We start from the raw sequence: 19,563 nt of genomic DNA, 5'->3' as shown, positions 1-19,563 counted from the left end.
TCCAATCAAGTTTATTCGACTTTTCTAAGCCGCCTGTGCGGCGGTGAACACAATTGATTGCCAGCCCGGCATCGCACGTCCTTTCTAAGCCGCCTGTGCGGCGGTGAACAACGACCCGTTACGGCGGCGAACACTGGTTACTTTCTAAGCCGCCTGTGCGGCGGTGAACTATTCAGGTGAACCCGCCACATTTGCGCATGTTTTCTAAGCCGCCTGTGCGGCGGTGAACGAAGCAATTAACGCCTCTAGGCCGCTTGTGATTTTCTAAGCCGCCTGTGCGGCGGTGAACTTCGTGAGTCTTTGCCGTCCACCTCTTGGGCTTTTCTAAGCCGCCTGTGCGGCGGTGAACGAGAGAAGCAGAAAAGCGCACAGAGCCTAACATTTCTAAGCCGCCTGTGCGGCGGTGAACTCTAAAAAGGTGATTTATGAAACAAAACTTTTTTTCTAAGCCGCCTGTGCGGCGGTGAACTATCTTCAACTTTACCCTTCAGGCCATTAGCTTTTCTAAGCCGCCTGTGCGGCGGTGAACCAAATGCACTAACAATCACGGATAAACCCTCTTTTCTAAGCCGCCTGTGCGGCGGTGAACTACGATATGCGTCACCACGCTTGCGTGGCTTGTTTCTAAGCCGCCTGTGCGGCGGTGAACAAGAGTATATATTCTTTAACGCTAATTGCTACAAGCTCTTAAGCGAAATTTGCCATATTTACCCAAAATTTAGCCTTCGATGTAACTGGTTGTTTATATTTGGGTTGTTAAAGAGCAATATTTTTTGGTGTTGAAGAGAGGCATTGTACACACTAGAAGTTATTGCGCGCTAGAGGTAGGTGAGCTTGGCTCTGTTGGTTGTTCATTTGTACTTTTTCAACCTAGAGTGTTTCGCGTTTTCAGGTTTTGCCAGAAGGCCATGATTGAGTCAGGATTCACCCAGGATAGTATTGAAAATAGCAGGCAGAACGTTGAATGGTCTTTTGCTCAATCCTTGCTAAGGATTTGAGATTATTTACTCTAACATGACTAAGCAGTTATTTTCTGACCACCATTTTGTAACACAGGCTGCTATTTGATTTTGTTACATTAATCTTAGAAGTTTGCATTATCTTTATGGAGGTTCTTATGAAGAAGCAACTACTTTTAGTGGCGATGATTAGCGGTATTGGTCTGGCTAATGGATTGGCTCATGCTGATGAAGCAGCAGAGCGTGCGAAAGACCGTGCTATGCCTATTCCTGATGCTAGTATTCAGAGTCAAGCTGTAACCGAGCGGATTGCAACGGTTATTGATGGGAGTGGTAATCAGGCGGTCAGTAGCGTGACAGAAGTAACAGTTGGCAATAGTGTCACTGGCACCAGCGAGACGACGGTCGTTGATGCGCAAACTATCCTGCCTGAGCCGCGTATTGTTGATGCCCGGATGGACCTTAATCAAACCGTGAAGAAAATGCGCTCTGCTTTATCTGACTTGGATAAGGCTGAGAGCGTAGAGCGCATGAAGTTGCCTGCGAATGTTTTATCTGAATATGCAGGGCAGGCGGCATTGCTGATTGTGTCACCAGAAAAGCAAAATTCAGTGACTGATCCCGTCCAAGCTGCGGCTGATTTGGATGCGCTACGTATGTCAGTTCTCGAACTACAAAGAACGTTGATTGCTAATGATTTTGCGCAAGCAAAAGCTATTGTAGGTGCGATTGCACCAGCCCAAACAGGCTTTTTCGGGCACTTTTAAGTCCGTACTTAAGCTAAATGTAGCAAAGCCAGACCTTGTGAGGTCTGGCTTTTTTGTTGCTCATAGTTTGAGTTACACCATCTCGCGGATTTTCGCCATCACCCGTTTGGTTATGATAAAGCGGGTATAGACGATGGCAATAGTAATGAGAATGGCGCTGAGCGTGACAAAGCCGAGGATGACGTCCAGCCACGGGATGCTAAAGCGCAGGCTGAACCAGTGGTCGATGATGTACCACGCTGCGGCAGCGGCGAGGATGATGCCGAGTGCGGCGGCGCTATAGCCGAGCAGGCAGATTTCGACGATGTTGATGCGGTAGAGGTCGGCGCGTTTCATGCCGAGCAGGCGGAACCATGCACTGTCGCGTAGGCGGTCTTGCGCGGTCGAGAGCAGCGAGGTAATCAGCACCATCAGTCCGGCGAGTAAGGCAAGTACGGTGAAGATACTGACCAACTTGGTCAGCTGCGCGACGTAGCTTTGCAGGCGCTGGGCAATCGCTGCGCCGTTAATGGTGGTGATGCCGCTGTAGGTGTTGGCAATCGCGGTTTGCAAATCCACAATTTGTGCGGCGTCAACTTTGGCGGTGGCAAACTGGATTTGCGGCGCGTTTTGCAATACTTCGGTCGGGAACAAGAAGTAGAAAAACGGCGTCGGCCCGCGTTCGTAGCGTTCACGGATGCTGGTGATTTGCCCACGGATGGTGATGCCTTGCACATCGAAGTCGATGTGGTCACCGAGTCCAACGCCAAGCCCGTCGGCGGCAGTATCGAGGATAGATATGGGCACAATGTCGGCGTCGTCTGTGGCGCTATAAAGCGCGCCATTGCGGATCGCACTTTGGATGAATTCGCTGTCCATGACGCTTTCGGCATAGCTGAGGTTAAACACGCGCGTCGGGGTGATGCTGGTGCCGCCGTCGATGTCGCGTGGCGAGATGCCGTTAACGTTTTCGATACGCGCACGGACGACGGGGTAATAAGTCACCGGTGCGGCGATGAGTTCGTTTAGGGTGTCGTGTTGGTCGTGCTGCACGTCGAGCAGGAACAGGTTGGGCGCGTCTTCGGGGTAATTGCTGATTAATTGACGGTCGATGCTATGGTTCAGAATAGCAACGCTGCTCAGCACGCTGATTGCCGCCGCCAACGTGGTGAAGAACAGGGTCGATTGGTTGTTCTTGCGCGCGATGTTGGTGATCGCGAGGCGAGTCAGCCAGTCGATGCGGGTGCGTTTGCCAATGCGCTTGAGCAGGATGAGCCAACCTTGCGCAATCAGGCGGAATACGGCAGCGATGGTGAGCAGGCCGAGGGTGATTTGTCCGCCACGGGCGAAGCTGGACAGCTCAAAGCTGAGCAGCAAAAACAGGGCAATGACAATGCTCGCGTACCACAGCCATGGGGTGCGCTGTTGCGGGGCGGTGGGTGCATTGGGCTGCATCAGTAGCGCCGGTTTGCTGTAGGCAATCAGGCGCAGGCTTTGCCATGTGATGAGTAAAGTAATGACAATCGCCAGTACGGTGATTTTACCGATGCTGAGCAGGTTGAGGTGCAGGGCAAGGTCGGCGGGCAGAATGGCGTCGAGCTGGCTGCGGCTGGCATTGAGCATGACTGCGCTGATTGCGGTGGCACCGCCAGCGGCGAGCAGTGCCATGCCGGTGAACAGGGCGTAGTAGCTGCGCTTGATGCTGCGCAAAGGCTCGCCGAGGGCGCGGCGGATGGCGTTACTGCGCTGTTGGCGCTGGATAAAGGTTTTGACCACGCTGAGCAATCCGACGCCAGAAAGGATTAATACCGCGACGACGAGCAATTTGAGGAAGGTCAGCACGTTGCCCGATATGCGCGTGAAACTGGTGTCGGCGCTGGCGGCATCGCTGAGGTCAACGGCGGGGTCGCTGTCGCTGATGGGCTTGAGTTGTTCGGTGAGTGCAGCGGCTTGTTCGGTATTGGCGGCGAGTTCGATGCGGTAATTGATGCGGCTGCGTTGCCCGACGAGGTTGGTTTTATCGAGGTCGCCATCGCGCATCAGTACGCGTGCGCCAAAGCCAAATGCGGTTAAAGGGCGGTCGGGTTCGACGGTGAGTTCGTCGGCGATGGTGAAGGTCGCGTCGCCGAGGTCAATTTGGTCGCCGACTTGCAAGCCCAAGCCACGCAGGACTTGGGTTTCGACGATGATGTGGTCGGGGGTGAGTTGTTGCCACAGCGGTTTGCCGGAAGCGAGCTCGACTTCGCCGTAGAGCGGATAAGACGGCGTGACGGCTTTGATGCGTGCGAGCAGAGATTCGGTATCGTTATGCAGCATGGCGTTGAACTGGTGTTCATAGACGATGCGTTCGGGGTCTTGCGCGGCGAGTTGTTCGAGCAGGGCTGGCGGCCACGGTTGGCGGCTGGTGAGAATCAGGTCGCCGCCGACCAACGTTTTTTGGTTACTGTCGACGTAGCGCTGTACCGATTGCTGGATGGCGTCGAGGGTGAGGTAGGTCGAGAGCGACAGCCACAGGCCACACAAAAACAGCAGCGGATAGAGCCATTGCCGCCACCACGCGCGTTGTAAAAGCAGGTGATTGGGGGTCATGCGATGCGTCCGTCGTGAATGATGATGCTGCGGTCGGCTTGCGCAGCGATGCTTTGGTCGTGGGTGACGACGACCAAAGCAGTGCCCGATTGCTGTTGCAGGTCGAGCAGCAGGCGCATGACTTGCTGTGCGTTGTGTTCGTCGAGATTACCGGTCGGTTCGTCGGCAAAGAGAATTTTTGGCCGTGCAACAAGGGCGCGGGCGAGCGCGGTGCGCTGCTGTTCGCCGCCGGATAATTGCTGCGGCAGGCTGTCACGGCGGTGTTGCAGGTCAACCGCGCTCAGCAATGCATCGACGCGTGCGGGGTCTGGCTTGCGTGCAATGTGCAACGGAAACGCGATGTTTTCCGCGACGGTCAGGGTCGGCAATAAATGGAAAGACTGGAATACGAAGCCCATTTCGCTTTGCCGCTTGATGGCAAGGGTTTCTTCGTCGAGCGCCGTCAGTTCGTCGCCGTCGAGCCATACCGTGCCGCTGTCGGGATAATCCAGTGCGGCAAGCAGGGTAAGCAAAGTCGATTTGCCCGAGCCGGATTTGCCGGTGATGGCGACAAATTCACCGGCGGCAATCGCGAGGTCGATGCCTTTGATAATCGGGATTTGCCGTCCGTCGATGGAGACATTTTTGGTTAAGGATTCAGCACGCAGCAGAGGTTGGTCAGTCATGTCGGTGTTGGTCGAGGTATTGGGTAACGGCGGGCGCAATGTTGTCGCGCACGATGATGGTATAGCCTTCGGCGGTTGGGTGAATGCCGTCTTGCTGGTTGAGTGACGGGTCAGCCGCGACACCGTCGAGGAAAAACGGAATCAGCGGCACGTCCATTTCTTCGGCGATGCGTGGGTAAATCTCGCGGTAGGCATTGACGTACTCACGCCCGAGGTTATCGTAAATCTGCATGCCGCCGAGGATGACATCACTGCCCGCCTCGCGCAAAGTGGTGATGGCTTGGCGGATATTGGTTTCGATATTGGAAACATCCAAGCCGCGCATTGCGTCATTTGCACCGATGGTGAGAATGGTCACGTCCGGCTTGCGTTGCAGCACCCAGTCGATGCGGTTGAGCAAACCGTTGCTGGTCTCGCCGCTCAACCCAGCGTTAATCACCTCAACATCAGGATAGCCATGTTCGTGCAAATACGCCTGCAACTGCGCCGGATAGGCATTTTCCTTATCCACGCCCAACCCTTCGGTCAGTGAATCACCGAGGGCAAGGATGATGGTTTGTGCTTGCTGCGCTTGTTGTTCTTGCGCCAGTGCAGTTTGCGTGGATTCTGTCGTGGTTGTTGTTCGGGTATTGTCGGTTGTCGGCGTATCGTCGCAGGCGGTTAACAGCAGCGCCATACACGATACGATCATTAGTATAAATTTTTGCATGGTATTAAAAGTATTGCGCTAAAAGAGTGTTTTTAACATATCGGCGGAAAAATGCCATTACCTGTCGGCAGGGAATGGAATAATGGAAACATTGTAGTAATAGTTGTGGCGTACTGTGGTGTTTTTTATCACTGGGGTAAATCATGAAAATTCGTTTGTTGGTGTTGGCTTGCGCATTGGCAAGCAGTGGTAGTGCGTTAGCCGGTTTTAATACGATTGCAGAGCAAGGTGCTGCGTTGCCTTATACGGTGTTGGGTAGTCTCGATGACGGCAAGGTAGAAATACGCCACGGTGGCTATGGTTCGTCCGCGTTTGCTGATCCGAATAATAACCAGCGCTTTTATGCGCTGACTGACCGTGGTCCAAATGCGGACAGTGCCAACAAAGGCGAAAAGCAGTTTCTGGTGGCGGATTATCAACCAGCGGTGGGCTTGTTTGAAGTATCAGATCAAGGCGACATCACGCTGGTTAAGGAAATTGGCTTGACCAACCCTGACGGGCAAAAGATAACCGGCTTGCCTAATCCAAAAGGCTTTGGCGCAACCGGTGAGCAAGCGGTTGATGGTGAGGGCAATAAGCTGGGTACGGATCAATACGGTCTTGATGGTGAAGGATTGGTGGTGCTGGCCGATGGTTCGTTTTACGTTTCCGATGAATACGGCCCGCATATCGTTCATTTCGATGCTGAAGGGCGGGAATTGGCGCGTATTTCGCCACAAGGTTTGCAGTCCAACAGTGGCGAGCTGAGCTTGCCGGCAGTGTTTGCCAAGCGTCGCGCCAATCGCGGTATGGAAGGGCTGGCAATCACACCGGATCACAAGACGCTGGTCGGCATCATGCAATCGACGATGTATAACCCGTCCAAAGACGAAGCAACCAACCGCACCTTGACCCGCATCGTGACGCTGAATTTGGACAGCGGCGAAACACATCAATATCTCTATCGCCAGAACGACGACAATCTCTCCAATTCAGAAATTCGCGCTTTGGGCGCAACCCGCTTTTTGGTTGATGAACGCGATGGCAAGTTTGTCGGTGGCGACAAGCCTGCGCAAAAGCACGTTTATGTAATTGATTTAAAAGGTGCGACTGACGTCGGTGGCGACGTGGATGCAGAAAATGGTTTGCTGGTTAATGGCAAGACGCTTGAAGCATCAACGTGGGAAGAGCTGGAAGCCGCGGGCATCAAACCGGTAGAAAAACAGCTGGCGGTGGATTTGGTCGAAGCGCTGAATTATCCGCATGAGAAATTCGAGGGTATGTTCCTCACTGCTGATGGCAAGCTGGCGGTGTTAAATGATGATGATTTTGCCCTAACTTCGGATAAGAAAGGCAAGGTGACGCAAAAGATGTTACCTACCAATGGCGAGATAGACAGCGCACGGCTGTATGTGTTGCCAGTGGATTTGTCTTTATAGTTTTCCCTTATCGCAAGGCGGTATTAATGCCGCCTTGCAGCCACGTTATGACGGTAGATGGTCCAAGCCAGCACGGCCATCATCAATCCCATCCACCACCACTGCATCAGCAAGATGGCTTCGCCTAACAGCCACCACGCCAATACAGCCGATACGGCGACGGTCAGCACCGACAGTATGCTCACCCACCACGCTGGGGCGTACTGGTACGCTTTGGTTTTTGTCAGGTCGGAGAGAAGCCCAAATACACATAATGTGCCGAGCAGTAAACATTGCTCGGTGGAAATCTGCTGCACGTTTTGCACAAAGCTCAATGGCGATAGGCTGGCAAAGCCGACGATGCAACACAGCGCAAACCAAAAGACGATCGTTTGCGCGCCAACTTGGGCGGCCATTTTGCGAATGGTGAGAAAGGCTGCGGCGGCAGAGATACTGGCGGCCAATGCAATAGCAACGGCGGTTGCATTGATGGTCTGAGTGTCATTGCGTTGCGCATCATCGGAAAAGCAATAAATTGCCACCAGAATCAGCAGCGCATAAATGACGTTTTCTATCGCGACGTGCTCTTTGAGTAACCATGAGCCCATGAACATAACCCATAAAGGTGTGGTCGAAATGATCATCATCGCGAAAGAAACCGGCAGGGCAGAGAAGGCATAAAACGTACCGTACATGCCGCAAAAGCCAAGTACACCACGCGCCAGCAGCATCGGCCATAGCGATGAGCATGAATGACGCAGCACTTGCCCGCGCGATACGATCAATACCCAAAGGGCAGCAAACAGAGCGCGTGCGAGTAGCTGGTTTTCTACTACCATGCCACTTAGCAATAGCTTGCTGATGATGGCTGATAAAGAGAAGAAAGTGATATGCAGCGCGGTGAGGAAAAAGGCGAAATCAAATCGGTTGGCGTTCATCGCTGGGGGGCTTTTAATGGGGTAAAGTACATTGCTTTATAGCGTATAAACATAAAGGCTTGTCTTTATGTGCTGTAAACGTTTTTCTGGCGTCCCACTATAGCTTACGGTTTGTCCGCTGCGCTACCGAAAAAGCGACAAGTATTTTCTGACATAAAACGGTTACACAGGCGTTTTATGGTATGCGCAGTGTTTCTTATACAGGATCAAACATGAAAAAATTACTGACCGCAGCAATTGCTCTGGCGGTAGCTCACGTGCAAGCAGCAGAGGAATTTACGGCGACTTTGGCGGGGCATGCGCTATTGCCAGCTGAAACCTATTTGGATGTACCGGAAGATGCGCCTGCTGATTTAAAGATCAGCGGCAAGTTTACAACCGGCGTGCGCGTCGATGAGATTGGCAGCGTCGAGGGTAAATCAGGCGGTCGCCCGACAGGTGTGTCGTTACCATTTGAGGGTCAGCCGGTGCAAGGGCATTCGGGGATTGTCGTCAATGATGATGGCTCAGTATGGTTGCTGACTGACAATGGCTTTGGCAGTAAGGCCAATTCACCGGATACGGCATTGTTCTGGCGCCGTTACCAGATCGATTATGACAAGGGCACGTTTGAGCCGCTGGAAACGGTCTTTTTGCACGATCCGGATAAAGTCGTGCCGCAGCGCATCGTGCATGAAGGTACGGACGCGCGTTATTTGACCGGTAGCGATTTTGACCTTGAGAGTATTCAGGTCATTGATGGCAATTTCTGGCTTGGCGAGGAATTTGGTCCGTACCTGATTAAGGTAGATAAGGAGGGCAAGGTTTTGGCCGTGTATGAGACGGTGGTTGATGGCAAGGTGGTGCAGTCACCGGATAATCCGGCGCTGTCGTTGCCACGCAAGCCCGATGGTGAGTTGCTGGCATTTTCTTCATCGCGCTCGAAGGGATTTGAGGGCATGGCCGCAGCACCGGATGGCAGCATGCTCTATCCGTTGCTCGAAGGCACGCTATATGACGTGGAAAAAGGTGAGTATGAAAACGTTGATGGTAAAAACTATCTGCGGATTCTCGCTTTTGATCCAGCCAAGGGTGAGTTTACCGGTACGTCGTGGCAATACGTGCTTGATGACAATGCCTACGCGATCGGCGATTTCAATATGATTGATGCAGAGTACGGCCTGATTATTGAGCGTGACAACCTTGAAGGTACGGCAGATAAGGCCTGTGCTGAAGGTGCGGAAGATACGACGCAATGCTTTGACAAGCCGGCGCAGTTCAAGCGCGTATATAAGGTGCGCTTGCCGGAAGGCGGTGGTGAGGTTGAAAAGGTGGCGTATATCGACCTGATGAATATTCAGGACCCAAATGGTGTGGCGCGTAAGCCACTTAATGATGGCGTGTTTACCTTCCCGTTCTTCACGATTGAAAATGTGGATGTCATCGACGATCAGCATATCGTGGTCGGTAACGACAATAACTTGCCGTTTTCATCGAGCCGCGAGCCAAATCAGGCGGATGACAATGAGCTGATTTTGCTTGATGTGGGTGATTTCCTCAAGCATTGATTGCGTTTGGATACTGCTAAGCCGCCGGGTTTCTGGCGGCTTTTTTGCAGAATGTGCGGCATCACTTTGTAATCAGTATTGCCGCGTATTCTCCTCAATGCGTTGGTTGTGCGGTCGGCACTTGGTTGGAGAAGAGTAATGGTAAAAACTTATGATGTCGCGGTTGTTGGCGGCGGAATTTTGGGCTTGGCATGCGCGCTGGCTGCGGTGCGTAAAGGCTTGCGTGTGGTCGTGATTGAGCGACATGCGCAGTGTATTGCTGCGTCGGTGCGCAATTTTGGGTTTGTGACGGTGTCCGGCCAGCGTGCTGGTGCGCATTGGGCGCGGGCGATGCGCTCGCGCGAGGTCTGGGCGGAGGTTGCGCCTCAAGCGGGCATTGATATTTTGCAGCACGGTACTCATTTGCTGGCACAGCGCCCTGAGGCAATGGCGGTGCTTGAGGCATTTATGCGCACGGATATGGGGCATGAATGCCGTTTGCTCAGTCAAAAAGAGATAGCAGCGCAAGCACCTTATCTTGGCCAGGGAGAGGGTGTGTTATTTAGTCCGCATGAGCTGCGGGTTGAGTCGCGCGATGCGATTAAGCAACTGTCTGCTTGGTTGGCAGAGGCGCACGGCGTCACATTTTTGTTCAATACGACTGTGAACGCAGTTGAGCCGCCTGTTTTGCGTACGACAGCAGGAAGTATTCATGCCGAGCGTATTGTTGTTTGCCCTGGCGTAGATGTGGCTGAGCTATATCCGTATGCGATTACGGCGGTTCAGGCGCGTAAATGCAGCTTGAATATGCTGCGTATCATGCCTGAGGAGCGCTTTAGCATGGCGTCTGCATTGATGTCTGATTTGAGCTTGGCGCGTTACGATGGCTTTGCCATGTTGCGCGAAGGGCAGCATCTTGCGCAATTGCTCGATCAGGAGCAGGCCGAAGAACGTCGCCACGGGGTGCATTTGATTGTGGTGCAGTCTGCAGATGGCTCGTTGGTTGTGGGTGATAGCCACAGCTACGCGGAAGAGGAAAACCCGTGGCGCAATGAGGCGGTTGATGATCTGATTCTCAATGAATATCAGCGCATGATCCCCGGCGGGTATCAGGTGATGCAGCGTTGGCAAGGTGTGTATTTGTCTTCACCGGATGTGGTGTATAAGGCGCGGCCTGAGCAGGGCGTGATTGTTGGGCTGGTCACCAGCGGTACTGGTGCATCGACCGGGTTCGCTTTTGGTGAGGAGTTGATTGAAGAGGTATTGGCATGAATACGATCGAACTGTGTGTTTTTGATATGGCAGGGACGACGATTGATGAGGGTAATCTGGTCTATAAGACGGTCCGCGATGCAATTAATACACGGGGATATGATGTGTCGTTAGCCAGTTGCCTTGAGCACGGCGGTGGTAAGGAAAAAAGGCAAGCGATTCACGATGTGCTTGCTGGTGAGTCGGCCATTGATCCTGAGCAGCTAGACGATGAGAGTGATGTGATTTTTGCCGATTTTAAAGAACGACTGGCGCAGGGGTATGACGGCAATAGTGTGCGTGCTTTTTCAGGGATTGAAGATCTGTTTGTGCGCTTGCGTGATAACGGTATCAAGGTTTTCCTCAATACTGGCTATAACCGTATCACGGCTGAAAAAATACTCGGTATTGTCGGGTGGCAAGTCGGCCGTGATATTGACGGATTGGTTACTGCTGATGACGTTGATAATGGTCGTCCGGCCGCGGATATGATTTTGCTGGCGATGGATATGGCTGGCGTGAGTGATGCGCAAAAAGTGCTTAAAGCAGGTGATTCGGTGATTGATATTGAGGAAGGGCAGAATGCTGGCTGTGGTTTGAGTATTGGTGTCTTGACCGGTGCGCAGGACGAGGCGCAGCTACGCCGTGCTCAGCCGGATTATGTGCTGGAAAAACTGACTGACCTGGCAAATATCCTCCTGTAAGTGGTCGTCTTTAAGCCTCAGCACATACCCTGGATGCTTTATGTCCGGCGCTTGAGGCCGTTGGCAAGAATGATGTTTGCCGCGAGTTCTTCGACTGATTTGTGCGTGGTGCTGGTGAATGCGATGCGGTGGTTACGCATCAGGCGCTCTGCCGCACGGACTTCTTGCTTGCAGTTCGAGAGGCTGGCGTAGCGTGAATTGCGCAAGCGTTCACTGCGGATAAAATGCAGGCGCTCGGGGTCGATGGTGAGGCCGTAGAGTTTGTCCTTGAATGGTTGCAGCATACGTGGCAAGCCGTTGTTTTCGAGGTCTTCTTCAGTCAGTGGGTAATTGGCGGCACGGATGCCGTGTTGTAGGGCGAGGTAGAGGCAGGTTGGGGTTTTGCCACTGCGCGAGACGCCGACGAGAATCACATCTGCTTGCTGTAGGTTTTTGTCGCTGATGCCGTCGTCGTGATTGAGTGAAAAGTTGACCGCTTCCATGCGCTGATCATAGCGAGCTGTGTCCGTAATGCCGTGAATGTGCCCGGGCATGTTTTTAGCGGCAACGCCGAGCTCTTTCTCCAGCACATCGACGAATGCAGTGAAAAAGCTGATGTGCAGGCCGCTGCTGGTAGTGATGATGTTGCACAGGTCTTTATTGGCAATACTGGAAAAGACCAATGGGCGCAAAGTGCTTTCTTCCGCTGCTCGGTTGATGGTCGCGACAATTTGCTGCGCTTTTTCTGGGGTGTCGATAAATGGATGGACGCTGCGTTCAAAGTTGATGTGGTCAAACTGGCTCAGCAGCGCCTCCCCCATGCTTTCAGCGGTGATACCAGTACGGTCAGAGATGAAAAATGCGTGGCGTGTGGTCATTGTTGAGCCTGATGTGTGGGGTTAGTCGGGTGTGTTAGTTGGGTCTTCGCGGCGAGCTGATTTCTTGTTTTTCGAGGCCTGATAGGCGATGAACATCAGCAGCAGGGCGACAAGGCCAACTTTACCCCAAACGCGATCCGTCATGGGGATTTTGGGGTCGTCGTTATCCCAGCTGGTATCAGCCTCCAAAATACTCGAAATCTCGAGCAGTTCTTCTTTGCTGGTTTCGGTGTATGTGTCGTCAGAGACGTAGCCGCAATAGTGTTCATTATAGTTCCAGACAGGGATGAAAATCAGCTGGAATTGCTCATAGCAGTAGCCAACATCTAGATATTGATTAGGCGCTAATTCGAGCTCAGGAATATCGGGAAGGTCAGCCACCTTGACGATTTTTTCGGCTGTACCAACGAATATGGGTGCCGCGAGCGCAGGCGCTTGGGTGAAGGCAAAAGCGAGTGACAATAATGCGATGATCTTTTTCATTTACTGGCTCAATTAATAAAAGTTAAGTTTATGATTCTAGCAAATGATTATTGATAATGCGCCAGATCTTATAGTTAGGCATAGAAGCAGGAATTTGTATCGGGGATTAATTTGTAAGCATATCTGCGTGGCTTATGAGTGGCGCTACATCTTGGCGCTGGGTTATTGTCAATCAAGGTATTTGGCAGCCATGGCTATTGCAGTAGTGTTTAATGATTGGATAGGGATTTAAGAATTTCGTTTAACGATTTCTTTGCATGCTCAGAAAGGTAGTGCTCTTCTAAAGAATGCTTGCCGTTTAGGGCTAATTTTGTGCGTAGCTGCTTATCGGTTGCACATTTGAGCATGTTTTCGGCAAGTTGCTCTGCGTTCCCTGAAGGAAAGAGTAATCCGTTATGATCGTGCTTTATGATCTCGGCCGGCCCTTGGATGCTGCTTGCAATGACTGGCGTTTGGCACGCAAAAGCTTCAAGAATAATGAGGCCAAATGATTCTCGTATTGAGGGAAGTAGTAATACATCTATATTTGCAAAGAATCTATCTTTATCTCCAATCCAGCCGTGTAAGGATACGTGCTTTTCAAGGCCATGGGCGATAATTTGCTGCTCTAGTTCATCGCGGCATTCTCCATCACCAGCAATAGCCAGCTTGATATCAAGCTCAGGGTGGCGTTGCTTGATTATGGCCAAGGATTCTATTGCCAAGCCAATATTTTTCTCTGGAGATAGGCGGGACAGCAGGCCAAATACTAGAGAGGCGTGATCTGATTTTACTGTGTTGGCGGGTAGAGATGCGAGGAAGTTCGGCATATGCCATATAGGGTTACGGTAGCCTGATTGCTGCGCTTCATTAGCGAGATACTGGCTGACGCAGAGCAGCGCATCAAAGTGTTGTGTTCGTTTTAAGCAACCATGGCTGATGCCGATAGTCGTTGGCTTGTGTGGGCTCCAGCGACGAAAAAAACGCATCCAATGCGCTACTATACTGTGGCTGTGGCCATTATGGCTGAGTAGAAATTGAGGTTTATATTGCTTGATTAGTTGATGTAGGCGGTAGGTGGCTTTTATATCGTAGCAGCCTTTGATGTTGAGCTTGTTGTACTCAACGTTTTGGTTCTGCTCAAAGTAGCGGTAATCATCGGGCACAATGCAAAGGACTCTATATCCAAGCTGTTGCAGGATGTTGTTATACTGGAGATACATTTCTTCTATACCCCCACGGTAGCTTGAATTTAATAAATTAAAAATATAGGGCTTGCCCACCGATTGCCTCCAAAATTAGTCCTGCCAAATTTATATGGCGCTATATTGCCATCTTATGGATGTTATTTATATATTGTTTTTATTGTGCTGATGGTGGCTTGGTAGGCCATGACAGTACCGAGGCGGCGGTGGTGTATAGTTGAATGACTTTAATAAGGAATAATCATCATGAAACTGGCAGTTATTGCGGATATCCACGGCAACGCACCAGCGCTGGAAGCCGTATTGGCTGATATAGCACGCCGTGGCGTAGATAAAATCGTCAATCTTGGCGATATTTTTTATGGGCCGATTGCACCAGCGAATACTCTGGCACTTTTGCAGGAGTCAGATGCCCTGACGATCAGCGGCAATCAGGACAGATTGCTGCTCGAAGCAGCTACAGGCGATAGAACGCGAAATCCAACCATAGATTTTGTGCTCACAGAATTGGGTGATGCAGGGCTGGATTGGCTGCGGCAGTTACCTGCTACGGCGGTTATTGGTGATGTGTTGTTGTGTCATGGCTCGCCGACTTGCGATGAAACCTATTTGTTGGAAAAGGTGATCGATGGCGGCATGGTGCTGCGTGATGACGACGAAATCACGGCTTCTCTCGCTGGATACAATCATGCGGTGGTTTGCTGTGGGCACACGCATTTACCGCGAGTAGTTCAATTGAGCAATGGACAGTTGGTGGTTAATCCGGGCAGTGTCGGGATGCCAGCTTATGCTGATGATGCACCACAGTTGCACAAGATGGAAAGCGGCAGCCCGCATGCGCAGTATGCCATTTTGCAGCAAAGGCAATATGGTTGGGACGTCGAGCATATACGATTGGCCTATGATTGGCAGCAGGCTGCTGCACTGGCGAAAGTAAATGGACGAGCAGATTGGGCACAGCTTTTGTTGTCAGGACGGGCGTAATCGGGAGCTCTCTACACAACGGGCACAGGAATTAAGCATAAGACAGTACTTTTATTATCCGCTGTACCCGCTTTGCCGGGCTGTGCCTCACAGGTATAGCGAAGCACAAATTAGCGGTATTAGATTGAACGACCTTTCCGCTCATATATGCAAAAGCGTATATCGAGCGGGTTTTTTTCGTCAGCGGCGTGCTGTTCTTCACTGACGAGCTGCCATTCTTCCGAGTGAATAACGGGGAAAAAAGTATCGCCATCGTCGATAGTGGTGTCGATATGGGTGACGATGAGGCGATCAGCGAGCGCCATGGCTGTTTTGTAGAGTTGGCCGCCGCCAATGATGAATGCTTTCTCTGACTGCTGGACGCTCATAAGTGCTTCATCGAGGCTACGCACAGTTTCAGCATCGGGGAATAGCCTGGGATCTGCGCTGCTGATGACGATATTGCGGCGGTTGGGGAGTGCTTTGCCGATGGATTGATAGGTATTCCGCCCCATGATGACTGGATAGCCGCTGGTATGGCTTTTGAACCATTTGAGGTCGCGCGGTAAGTGCCATGGCATATCGCCGTCGCGGCCGATCACGCGGTTGTTGCTTTGCGCGACGATGAGGTTGATCTCGGCTTTGTTCATGCTTTTTTCTTGTGTAGTAAATCGTTCATTTCTTCGCGGTATTGCGCGGTGCGGAAGCGCCATGCCTGCATGTCTCTACGAGGAATTGGGTTGTATGAAGGCAGCTTAACGCGCATGGGATCCCGCGGTACGCCGTTGATGCGTACTTCATAGTGCAAGTGTGCGCCAGTAGAAAAGCCGGAATTGCCAAGCTTACCGACGACGTCACCACGCTTGACGTGCTGGCCTTGCTTGACGCTGATTGCTGAGAGGTGAGCATAGCGGGTTTCATAGCCATTCGGGTGGTGAATGATGACGATTCGGCCGTAGCCATGTTGGTTGCCGGCAAAGGTCACGACGCCATTTCCTGTTGTGTGTACTGGCGTACCATAGGCTTGCTTGAGGTCAACACCTTCGTGTGGCGTGATGCGACCGGTAATGGGATGGCGGCGACGTGGGTTGAATGGTGAGGATATGCGCGTGTAATTAAGTGGTGCGCGGTCCATTGATGGTTCAGGTGCTTCGCCTTCACTGTCGTAAAAGTAGGTCTCGCCTTTTTTTTCCCGAGCGTAGAACGTCCAGCTGTTTTTACCAGCGTTACCACGGACCATCAGCAGCTTACTGTTGATCGGATTAAATTCGCCATCGCTGTAGTAATTAGAATAGAGGATGTCGACAGACTTGAGTGACCGCCATGAGAGGCGTTTTTTCAGTGGCTCAAGTTGCTCGATAAGGGTTGGGTTTAAATCGCTTTTTGAAATAGCCAGCCAAAAGTTGTTGGCATTGGTGAAGCTACGGGTGTGTTTGACGAAGCCATTTAGCGGTTCGGGAGGCTGCTCCGCTTGCTCGGATGCAGCTGGTTCGTCAGCCTCGGCTGATGTTTGCTCTGTAGCAGGCGTTGCTTCAGGTTCGGCTGGTGGTTCAGATTCGTCTTCAATTTCTAGCGGCGGTTGTGATGACCCGGGTACTTCCTTTTCAGGTTCTGATTCTGGTGGAGGCGTATCCTGCTTATCGCGTGGCTCATCTATCGTCGTGTCTAGTGCGTCATCGGATGGCATCGATTTACTTTCTTCTTCTACATTCTCTTGGGGTGGGTACTCTTCTTCGCTTGCGGTATCATATGGCGTTTCATAAACATCGTCTTCGGGTGCGACGTACTCGCTAGAATGTGGGTAGAAGAAGTAGAGTGCTAATCCACTGATGCTCAGAGTGAGCAGCCAAGGCAGTATGCGCCTGACGACGCGATCAGTATTTTTATTATGCGGCATGCCGTTAGACAAAATAAAATGGTCGGTTATTGTAACGATTTTTATCAAGGAACGCATTATGATCCCGTTAGAAGAACAACTTGCCGTGATTCGTCGCGGTGCTGATGAATTGATTGGTGAAGAAGCGCTGGCTGAGCGCATTAAAGAGGGCAAGACGTTACGCGTGAAACTGGGCATGGATCCAACTGCGCCGGATTTGCACTTCGGCCATACAGTGGTTCTGAATAAGTTGCGCCAATTTCAGGAGTTGGGGCACAAGGTTTTATTCCTGATTGGTGATTTCACGGCGCAGATTGGTGATCCTTCTGGTAAAAATGCGACTCGCCCACCACTTTCGCGTGAGCAGATCGAGGAAAATGCACGCACGTATACCGATCAAGTTTTTAAAATTCTCGATCCGGAGAAGACAGAAATCTGCTTTAACTCAAAGTGGATGAACGCGATGACAGCCGCTGATATGGTTCGCTTGACCGCAAAATACAGCGTGGCGCGCATGCTTGAACGCGATGACTTTAATAAGCGCTATAAAGAAGGTCGTTCGATTGCCATTCATGAATTTTTGTACCCACTGACTCAGGCGTATGACTCTGTGGCAATGGAGGCTGACGTTGAGCTTGGCGGTACGGATCAGAAATTTAACCTTCTGGTTGGCCGTGATATTCAGCGTGAATACGGGCTTGCGCCGCAAACTGTGCTGACTATGCCTATTTTGGAAGGCTTGGACGGCGTACAGAAGATGAGTAAGTCACTCGGTAACTATATTGGCATTTTTGAGCCGGCAAATGAGATGTTTGGCAAAATTATGTCAATCTCTGATGATTTGATGTGGCGCTATTTCGAGTTGCTGTCATTCCGCAGCCTTGAAGATATTGAGGGGCTGAAGCAGGCTGTAGCTGATGGCCGTAATCCGCGTGATGTGAAATTTGAATTGGCGCAAGAACTGGTTGCGCGTTTCCACGACGAGCAGGCGGCACAGGATGCCCAAGAGGCATTTGTCTCACGCTTCCAGAAAAACCAAGTGCCTGACGATTTGGAGACGATTACGCTACAAGCCGCAGAGCCGATGCCTATTGCCAATATGCTGAAAGACGCAGGTTTGGTCGCAAGTACTTCAGAAGGGTTGCGCATGCTCAAGCAAGGCGCGGTCAAGATTGATGGCGAGAAAGTAGAAGATAAAAACCTTTTGATTGAAGCTGGCTTTGATGCAATTGTCGCGGTAGGTAAGCGCCGTATGGCTAAGGTAGTGGTGAGTGCATGATGCGCGCCATTCTTTTGGCACTGAGCTGCGCCATCAGTAGCTTATGTGCACAGCAAGCAGAGCCACAATCTCCGACTATGGCTGAGGGTGGCGATGCTAAAGCAGGTGCTGCTGAGCCAGGTGCGCAGGCAATACCGAAGCTAGAGAGCGTACCCCCGCTGGCTAACGAGCTGACGTTACCTGAAGGTGGCGTCAGTGCGGAGCAGGCTGTGCCTGAAAAGGTTGCTGCGTCAGTGCCATTTAGCGTTAGTGATTTGTTTGCCAAATACAAAAAAAGCATCTATCAGATTCGTGCAATCAATGAGGCGACTGGGCAAAAAACTTCAATCGGCTCTGGCTTTATCGTTGGCGATGGCAGTATGCTCGCGACCAACTATCACGTCGTATCTGATGCGGTACAAAAAGAAAACCGTATTTTGAGCTATGTCGATAGTGAAGATAATGAGGGTACGCTGGAATTGCTTGGCGTTGACGTTGTGCATGACCTTGCAGTACTCAAGGCTGATAAGCATTTGGGCGAGCCGTTTTCGTTTGCGCCGATTCCGCCACAAGGCGCGCCACTTTATGCACTCGGAAACCCGCATGATCTTGGCTTCGTGATCGTCGATGGGACCAATAACGGCTTGCTGCGCAAAAGTGCGCGTGAGCAAGTGCTTTTTTCCGGTTCACTCAATTCTGGCATGAGTGGTGGTCCGACGCTAAATACGCAGGGCAAAGTCGTTGGTGTAAACGTATCGACGTTGCGCCGCAGTGGCGATATCAGCTTTATTATTCCTTCGGACTATCTGCAGGAATTGCTTGATACCGTCAGTGATGGCGAGAAAGATCTTAATACCCTGATTGCACAGCAGCTATTTGATGATAATGGCAAATATTACGGCGGACCATTGGCGCAAAAATGGCCTTCGACAACCATTGGGCATTTCCGTGTGCCTTTGGCGATGCGCGATGATGTGCGTTGTTGGGATGCGTCGCCGGATCCAGATGTTGATGATCTGCTCGGTATAGAGGCTGTGGCTTGCTACAGTGACCGCGCAACGTTTATCAGCGACGATATTACGCTTGGGCAAATGGCGTACTCTTATTCGTATTTTTACCCACGCGAGGATATGCTGTCGTTGCGCTTTTATCGCACCTACAGCCATTTCTATAACACCAGTATGCAGCTACGCCCACAGCGTGATTACGACGATGTTGCATGTGAATCGAACTTCGTCAAAATCGCAGGGCGACCATTTAAAACGACGTTTTGCATCCAGCCAAGCAAGAAATTCATTATTGACGATGAGCCAATTGAAGACGTGCGCCTGATTGCAGCGGAAATTGGCGAAGCAGAGCAAGGCTTTATTATCGAAATTGGCCTGAATGGTATTCAGGACGGGCTGGGGCGAAAGATACTTGCGCACATGCTTGAGCAGATTGAATGGGTGGATTAAT

At 51.4% G+C, this 19,563-nt stretch carries 17 protein-coding genes and 1 CRISPR repeat array (1 of these 18 cut by a window edge); of the genes, 8 read left to right on the top strand and 9 right to left on the bottom strand.

Features of this window, described 5'->3' with window-relative positions; translation table 11 throughout:
- A CRISPR array of direct repeats spans positions 1-649; the repeat unit is 28 nt; unit sequence TTTCTAAGCCGCCTGTGCGGCGGTGAAC; it reaches 1,060 nt to the left of the window's first position.
- 468 nt (positions 650-1,117) lie between these two features.
- The gene (locus KRX19_01440; GenBank protein MBV7433674.1) at positions 1,118-1,726 is read left to right on the top strand and encodes a hypothetical protein; all 609 of its coding nucleotides are present in this window, start codon (positions 1,118-1,120) and stop codon (positions 1,724-1,726) included.
- 72 nt (positions 1,727-1,798) lie between these two features.
- Here the strand turns inward: KRX19_01440 and KRX19_01435 are convergent, their stop codons facing one another.
- The 3 genes from KRX19_01435 to KRX19_01425 are packed head-to-tail and all read right to left on the bottom strand — an operon-like array spanning position 1,799 to position 5,668.
- Positions 1,799-4,294, bottom strand: coding sequence for an FtsX-like permease family protein (locus tag KRX19_01435; GenBank protein ID MBV7433673.1), 2,496 nt, complete (start codon positions 4,292-4,294; stop codon positions 1,799-1,801).
- On the bottom strand, positions 4,291-4,959 hold the full coding sequence (locus KRX19_01430; protein ID MBV7433672.1) for an ABC transporter ATP-binding protein: 669 nt from the start codon (positions 4,957-4,959) through the stop codon (positions 4,291-4,293). The genes KRX19_01435 and KRX19_01430 overlap by 4 nt, the downstream gene beginning before the upstream one ends.
- Positions 4,952-5,668 carry an arylesterase gene (locus KRX19_01425; GenBank protein ID MBV7433671.1) on the bottom strand — a complete coding sequence of 239 codons (717 nt, stop codon included), beginning with the start codon at positions 5,666-5,668 and terminating at the stop codon, positions 4,952-4,954. The genes KRX19_01430 and KRX19_01425 overlap by 8 nt, the downstream gene beginning before the upstream one ends.
- 143 nt (positions 5,669-5,811) lie before the next feature.
- On the opposite strand from KRX19_01425, the gene KRX19_01420 reads away from it, so the two are divergent.
- Positions 5,812-7,086 carry an esterase-like activity of phytase family protein gene (locus tag KRX19_01420; protein ID MBV7433670.1) on the top strand — a complete coding sequence of 425 codons (1,275 nt, stop codon included), beginning with the start codon at positions 5,812-5,814 and terminating at the stop codon, positions 7,084-7,086.
- Positions 7,087-7,109: 23 nt separating this feature from the next.
- Here the strand turns inward: KRX19_01420 and KRX19_01415 are convergent, their stop codons facing one another.
- Entirely contained in the window at positions 7,110-8,003 is an 894-nt protein-coding gene (locus KRX19_01415) for a DMT family transporter (protein ID MBV7433669.1), read from the bottom strand.
- 212 nt (positions 8,004-8,215) lie between these two features.
- On the opposite strand from KRX19_01415, the gene KRX19_01410 reads away from it, so the two are divergent.
- The 3 genes from KRX19_01410 to KRX19_01400 all read left to right on the top strand — a co-directional run bounded on the left by KRX19_01410 (position 8,216) and on the right by KRX19_01400 (position 11,484).
- On the top strand, positions 8,216-9,550 hold the full coding sequence (locus KRX19_01410; GenBank protein ID MBV7433668.1) for an esterase-like activity of phytase family protein: 1,335 nt from the start codon (positions 8,216-8,218) through the stop codon (positions 9,548-9,550).
- A gap of 138 nt (positions 9,551-9,688) precedes the next feature.
- Entirely contained in the window at positions 9,689-10,801 is a 1,113-nt protein-coding gene (locus KRX19_01405) for a TIGR03364 family FAD-dependent oxidoreductase (GenBank protein ID MBV7433667.1), read from the top strand.
- Positions 10,798-11,484, top strand: a complete 687-nt coding sequence (locus tag KRX19_01400) for a phosphonatase-like hydrolase (protein ID MBV7433666.1) — start codon at positions 10,798-10,800, stop codon at positions 11,482-11,484. The genes KRX19_01405 and KRX19_01400 overlap by 4 nt, the downstream gene beginning before the upstream one ends.
- Before the next feature lie 38 nt (positions 11,485-11,522).
- Here the strand turns inward: KRX19_01400 and KRX19_01395 are convergent, their stop codons facing one another.
- From KRX19_01395 to KRX19_01385, 3 genes are all read right to left on the bottom strand, one after another.
- A complete protein-coding gene (locus tag KRX19_01395) occupies positions 11,523-12,341 on the bottom strand; it encodes a kinase/pyrophosphorylase (GenBank protein MBV7433665.1) in 819 nt (272 codons plus the stop codon).
- 21 nt (positions 12,342-12,362) lie between these two features.
- Entirely contained in the window at positions 12,363-12,824 is a 462-nt protein-coding gene (locus KRX19_01390) for a hypothetical protein (GenBank protein ID MBV7433664.1), read from the bottom strand.
- Positions 12,825-13,033: 209 nt separating this feature from the next.
- A complete protein-coding gene (locus tag KRX19_01385; GenBank protein ID MBV7433663.1) occupies positions 13,034-13,969 on the bottom strand; it encodes a glycosyltransferase family 4 protein in 936 nt (311 codons plus the stop codon).
- Positions 13,970-14,254: 285 nt separating this feature from the next.
- Between KRX19_01385 and KRX19_01380 the strand changes: the two genes are divergently transcribed.
- Complete coding sequence (locus KRX19_01380; GenBank protein MBV7433662.1) at positions 14,255-14,992, top strand: metallophosphatase family protein; 738 nt, start codon at positions 14,255-14,257, stop codon at positions 14,990-14,992.
- 119 nt (positions 14,993-15,111) lie between these two features.
- Here KRX19_01380 and KRX19_01375 read toward each other — a convergent pair whose 3' ends face one another.
- Both KRX19_01375 and KRX19_01370 read right to left on the bottom strand, forming a co-directional pair.
- Positions 15,112-15,621: a dihydrofolate reductase gene (locus KRX19_01375; GenBank protein ID MBV7433661.1), complete on the bottom strand. Its 510-nt coding sequence runs from the start codon at positions 15,619-15,621 to the stop codon at positions 15,112-15,114.
- Positions 15,618-16,868 carry a peptidoglycan DD-metalloendopeptidase family protein gene (locus KRX19_01370; GenBank protein ID MBV7433660.1) on the bottom strand — a complete coding sequence of 417 codons (1,251 nt, stop codon included), beginning with the start codon at positions 16,866-16,868 and terminating at the stop codon, positions 15,618-15,620. Before KRX19_01370 ends, KRX19_01375 begins: the two co-directional genes overlap by 4 nt.
- Between KRX19_01370 and tyrS the strand changes: the two genes are divergently transcribed.
- A complete protein-coding gene (gene tyrS / locus KRX19_01365; protein MBV7433659.1) occupies positions 16,867-18,126 on the top strand; it encodes a tyrosine--tRNA ligase in 1,260 nt (419 codons plus the stop codon). The genes KRX19_01370 and tyrS overlap by 2 nt on opposite strands.
- Entirely contained in the window at positions 18,123-19,562 is a 1,440-nt protein-coding gene (locus tag KRX19_01360; protein ID MBV7433658.1) for a serine protease, read from the top strand. Before tyrS ends, KRX19_01360 begins: the two co-directional genes overlap by 4 nt.
- Position 19,563: the final 1 nt, after the last annotated feature.

Source organism: Cardiobacteriaceae bacterium TAE3-ERU3 (assembly GCA_019218315.1).
Taxonomy (GTDB): Bacteria; Pseudomonadota; Gammaproteobacteria; order Cardiobacteriales; family Cardiobacteriaceae; genus JAHUUI01.
This window is presented reverse-complemented; position numbering and strand designations above follow the sequence as displayed.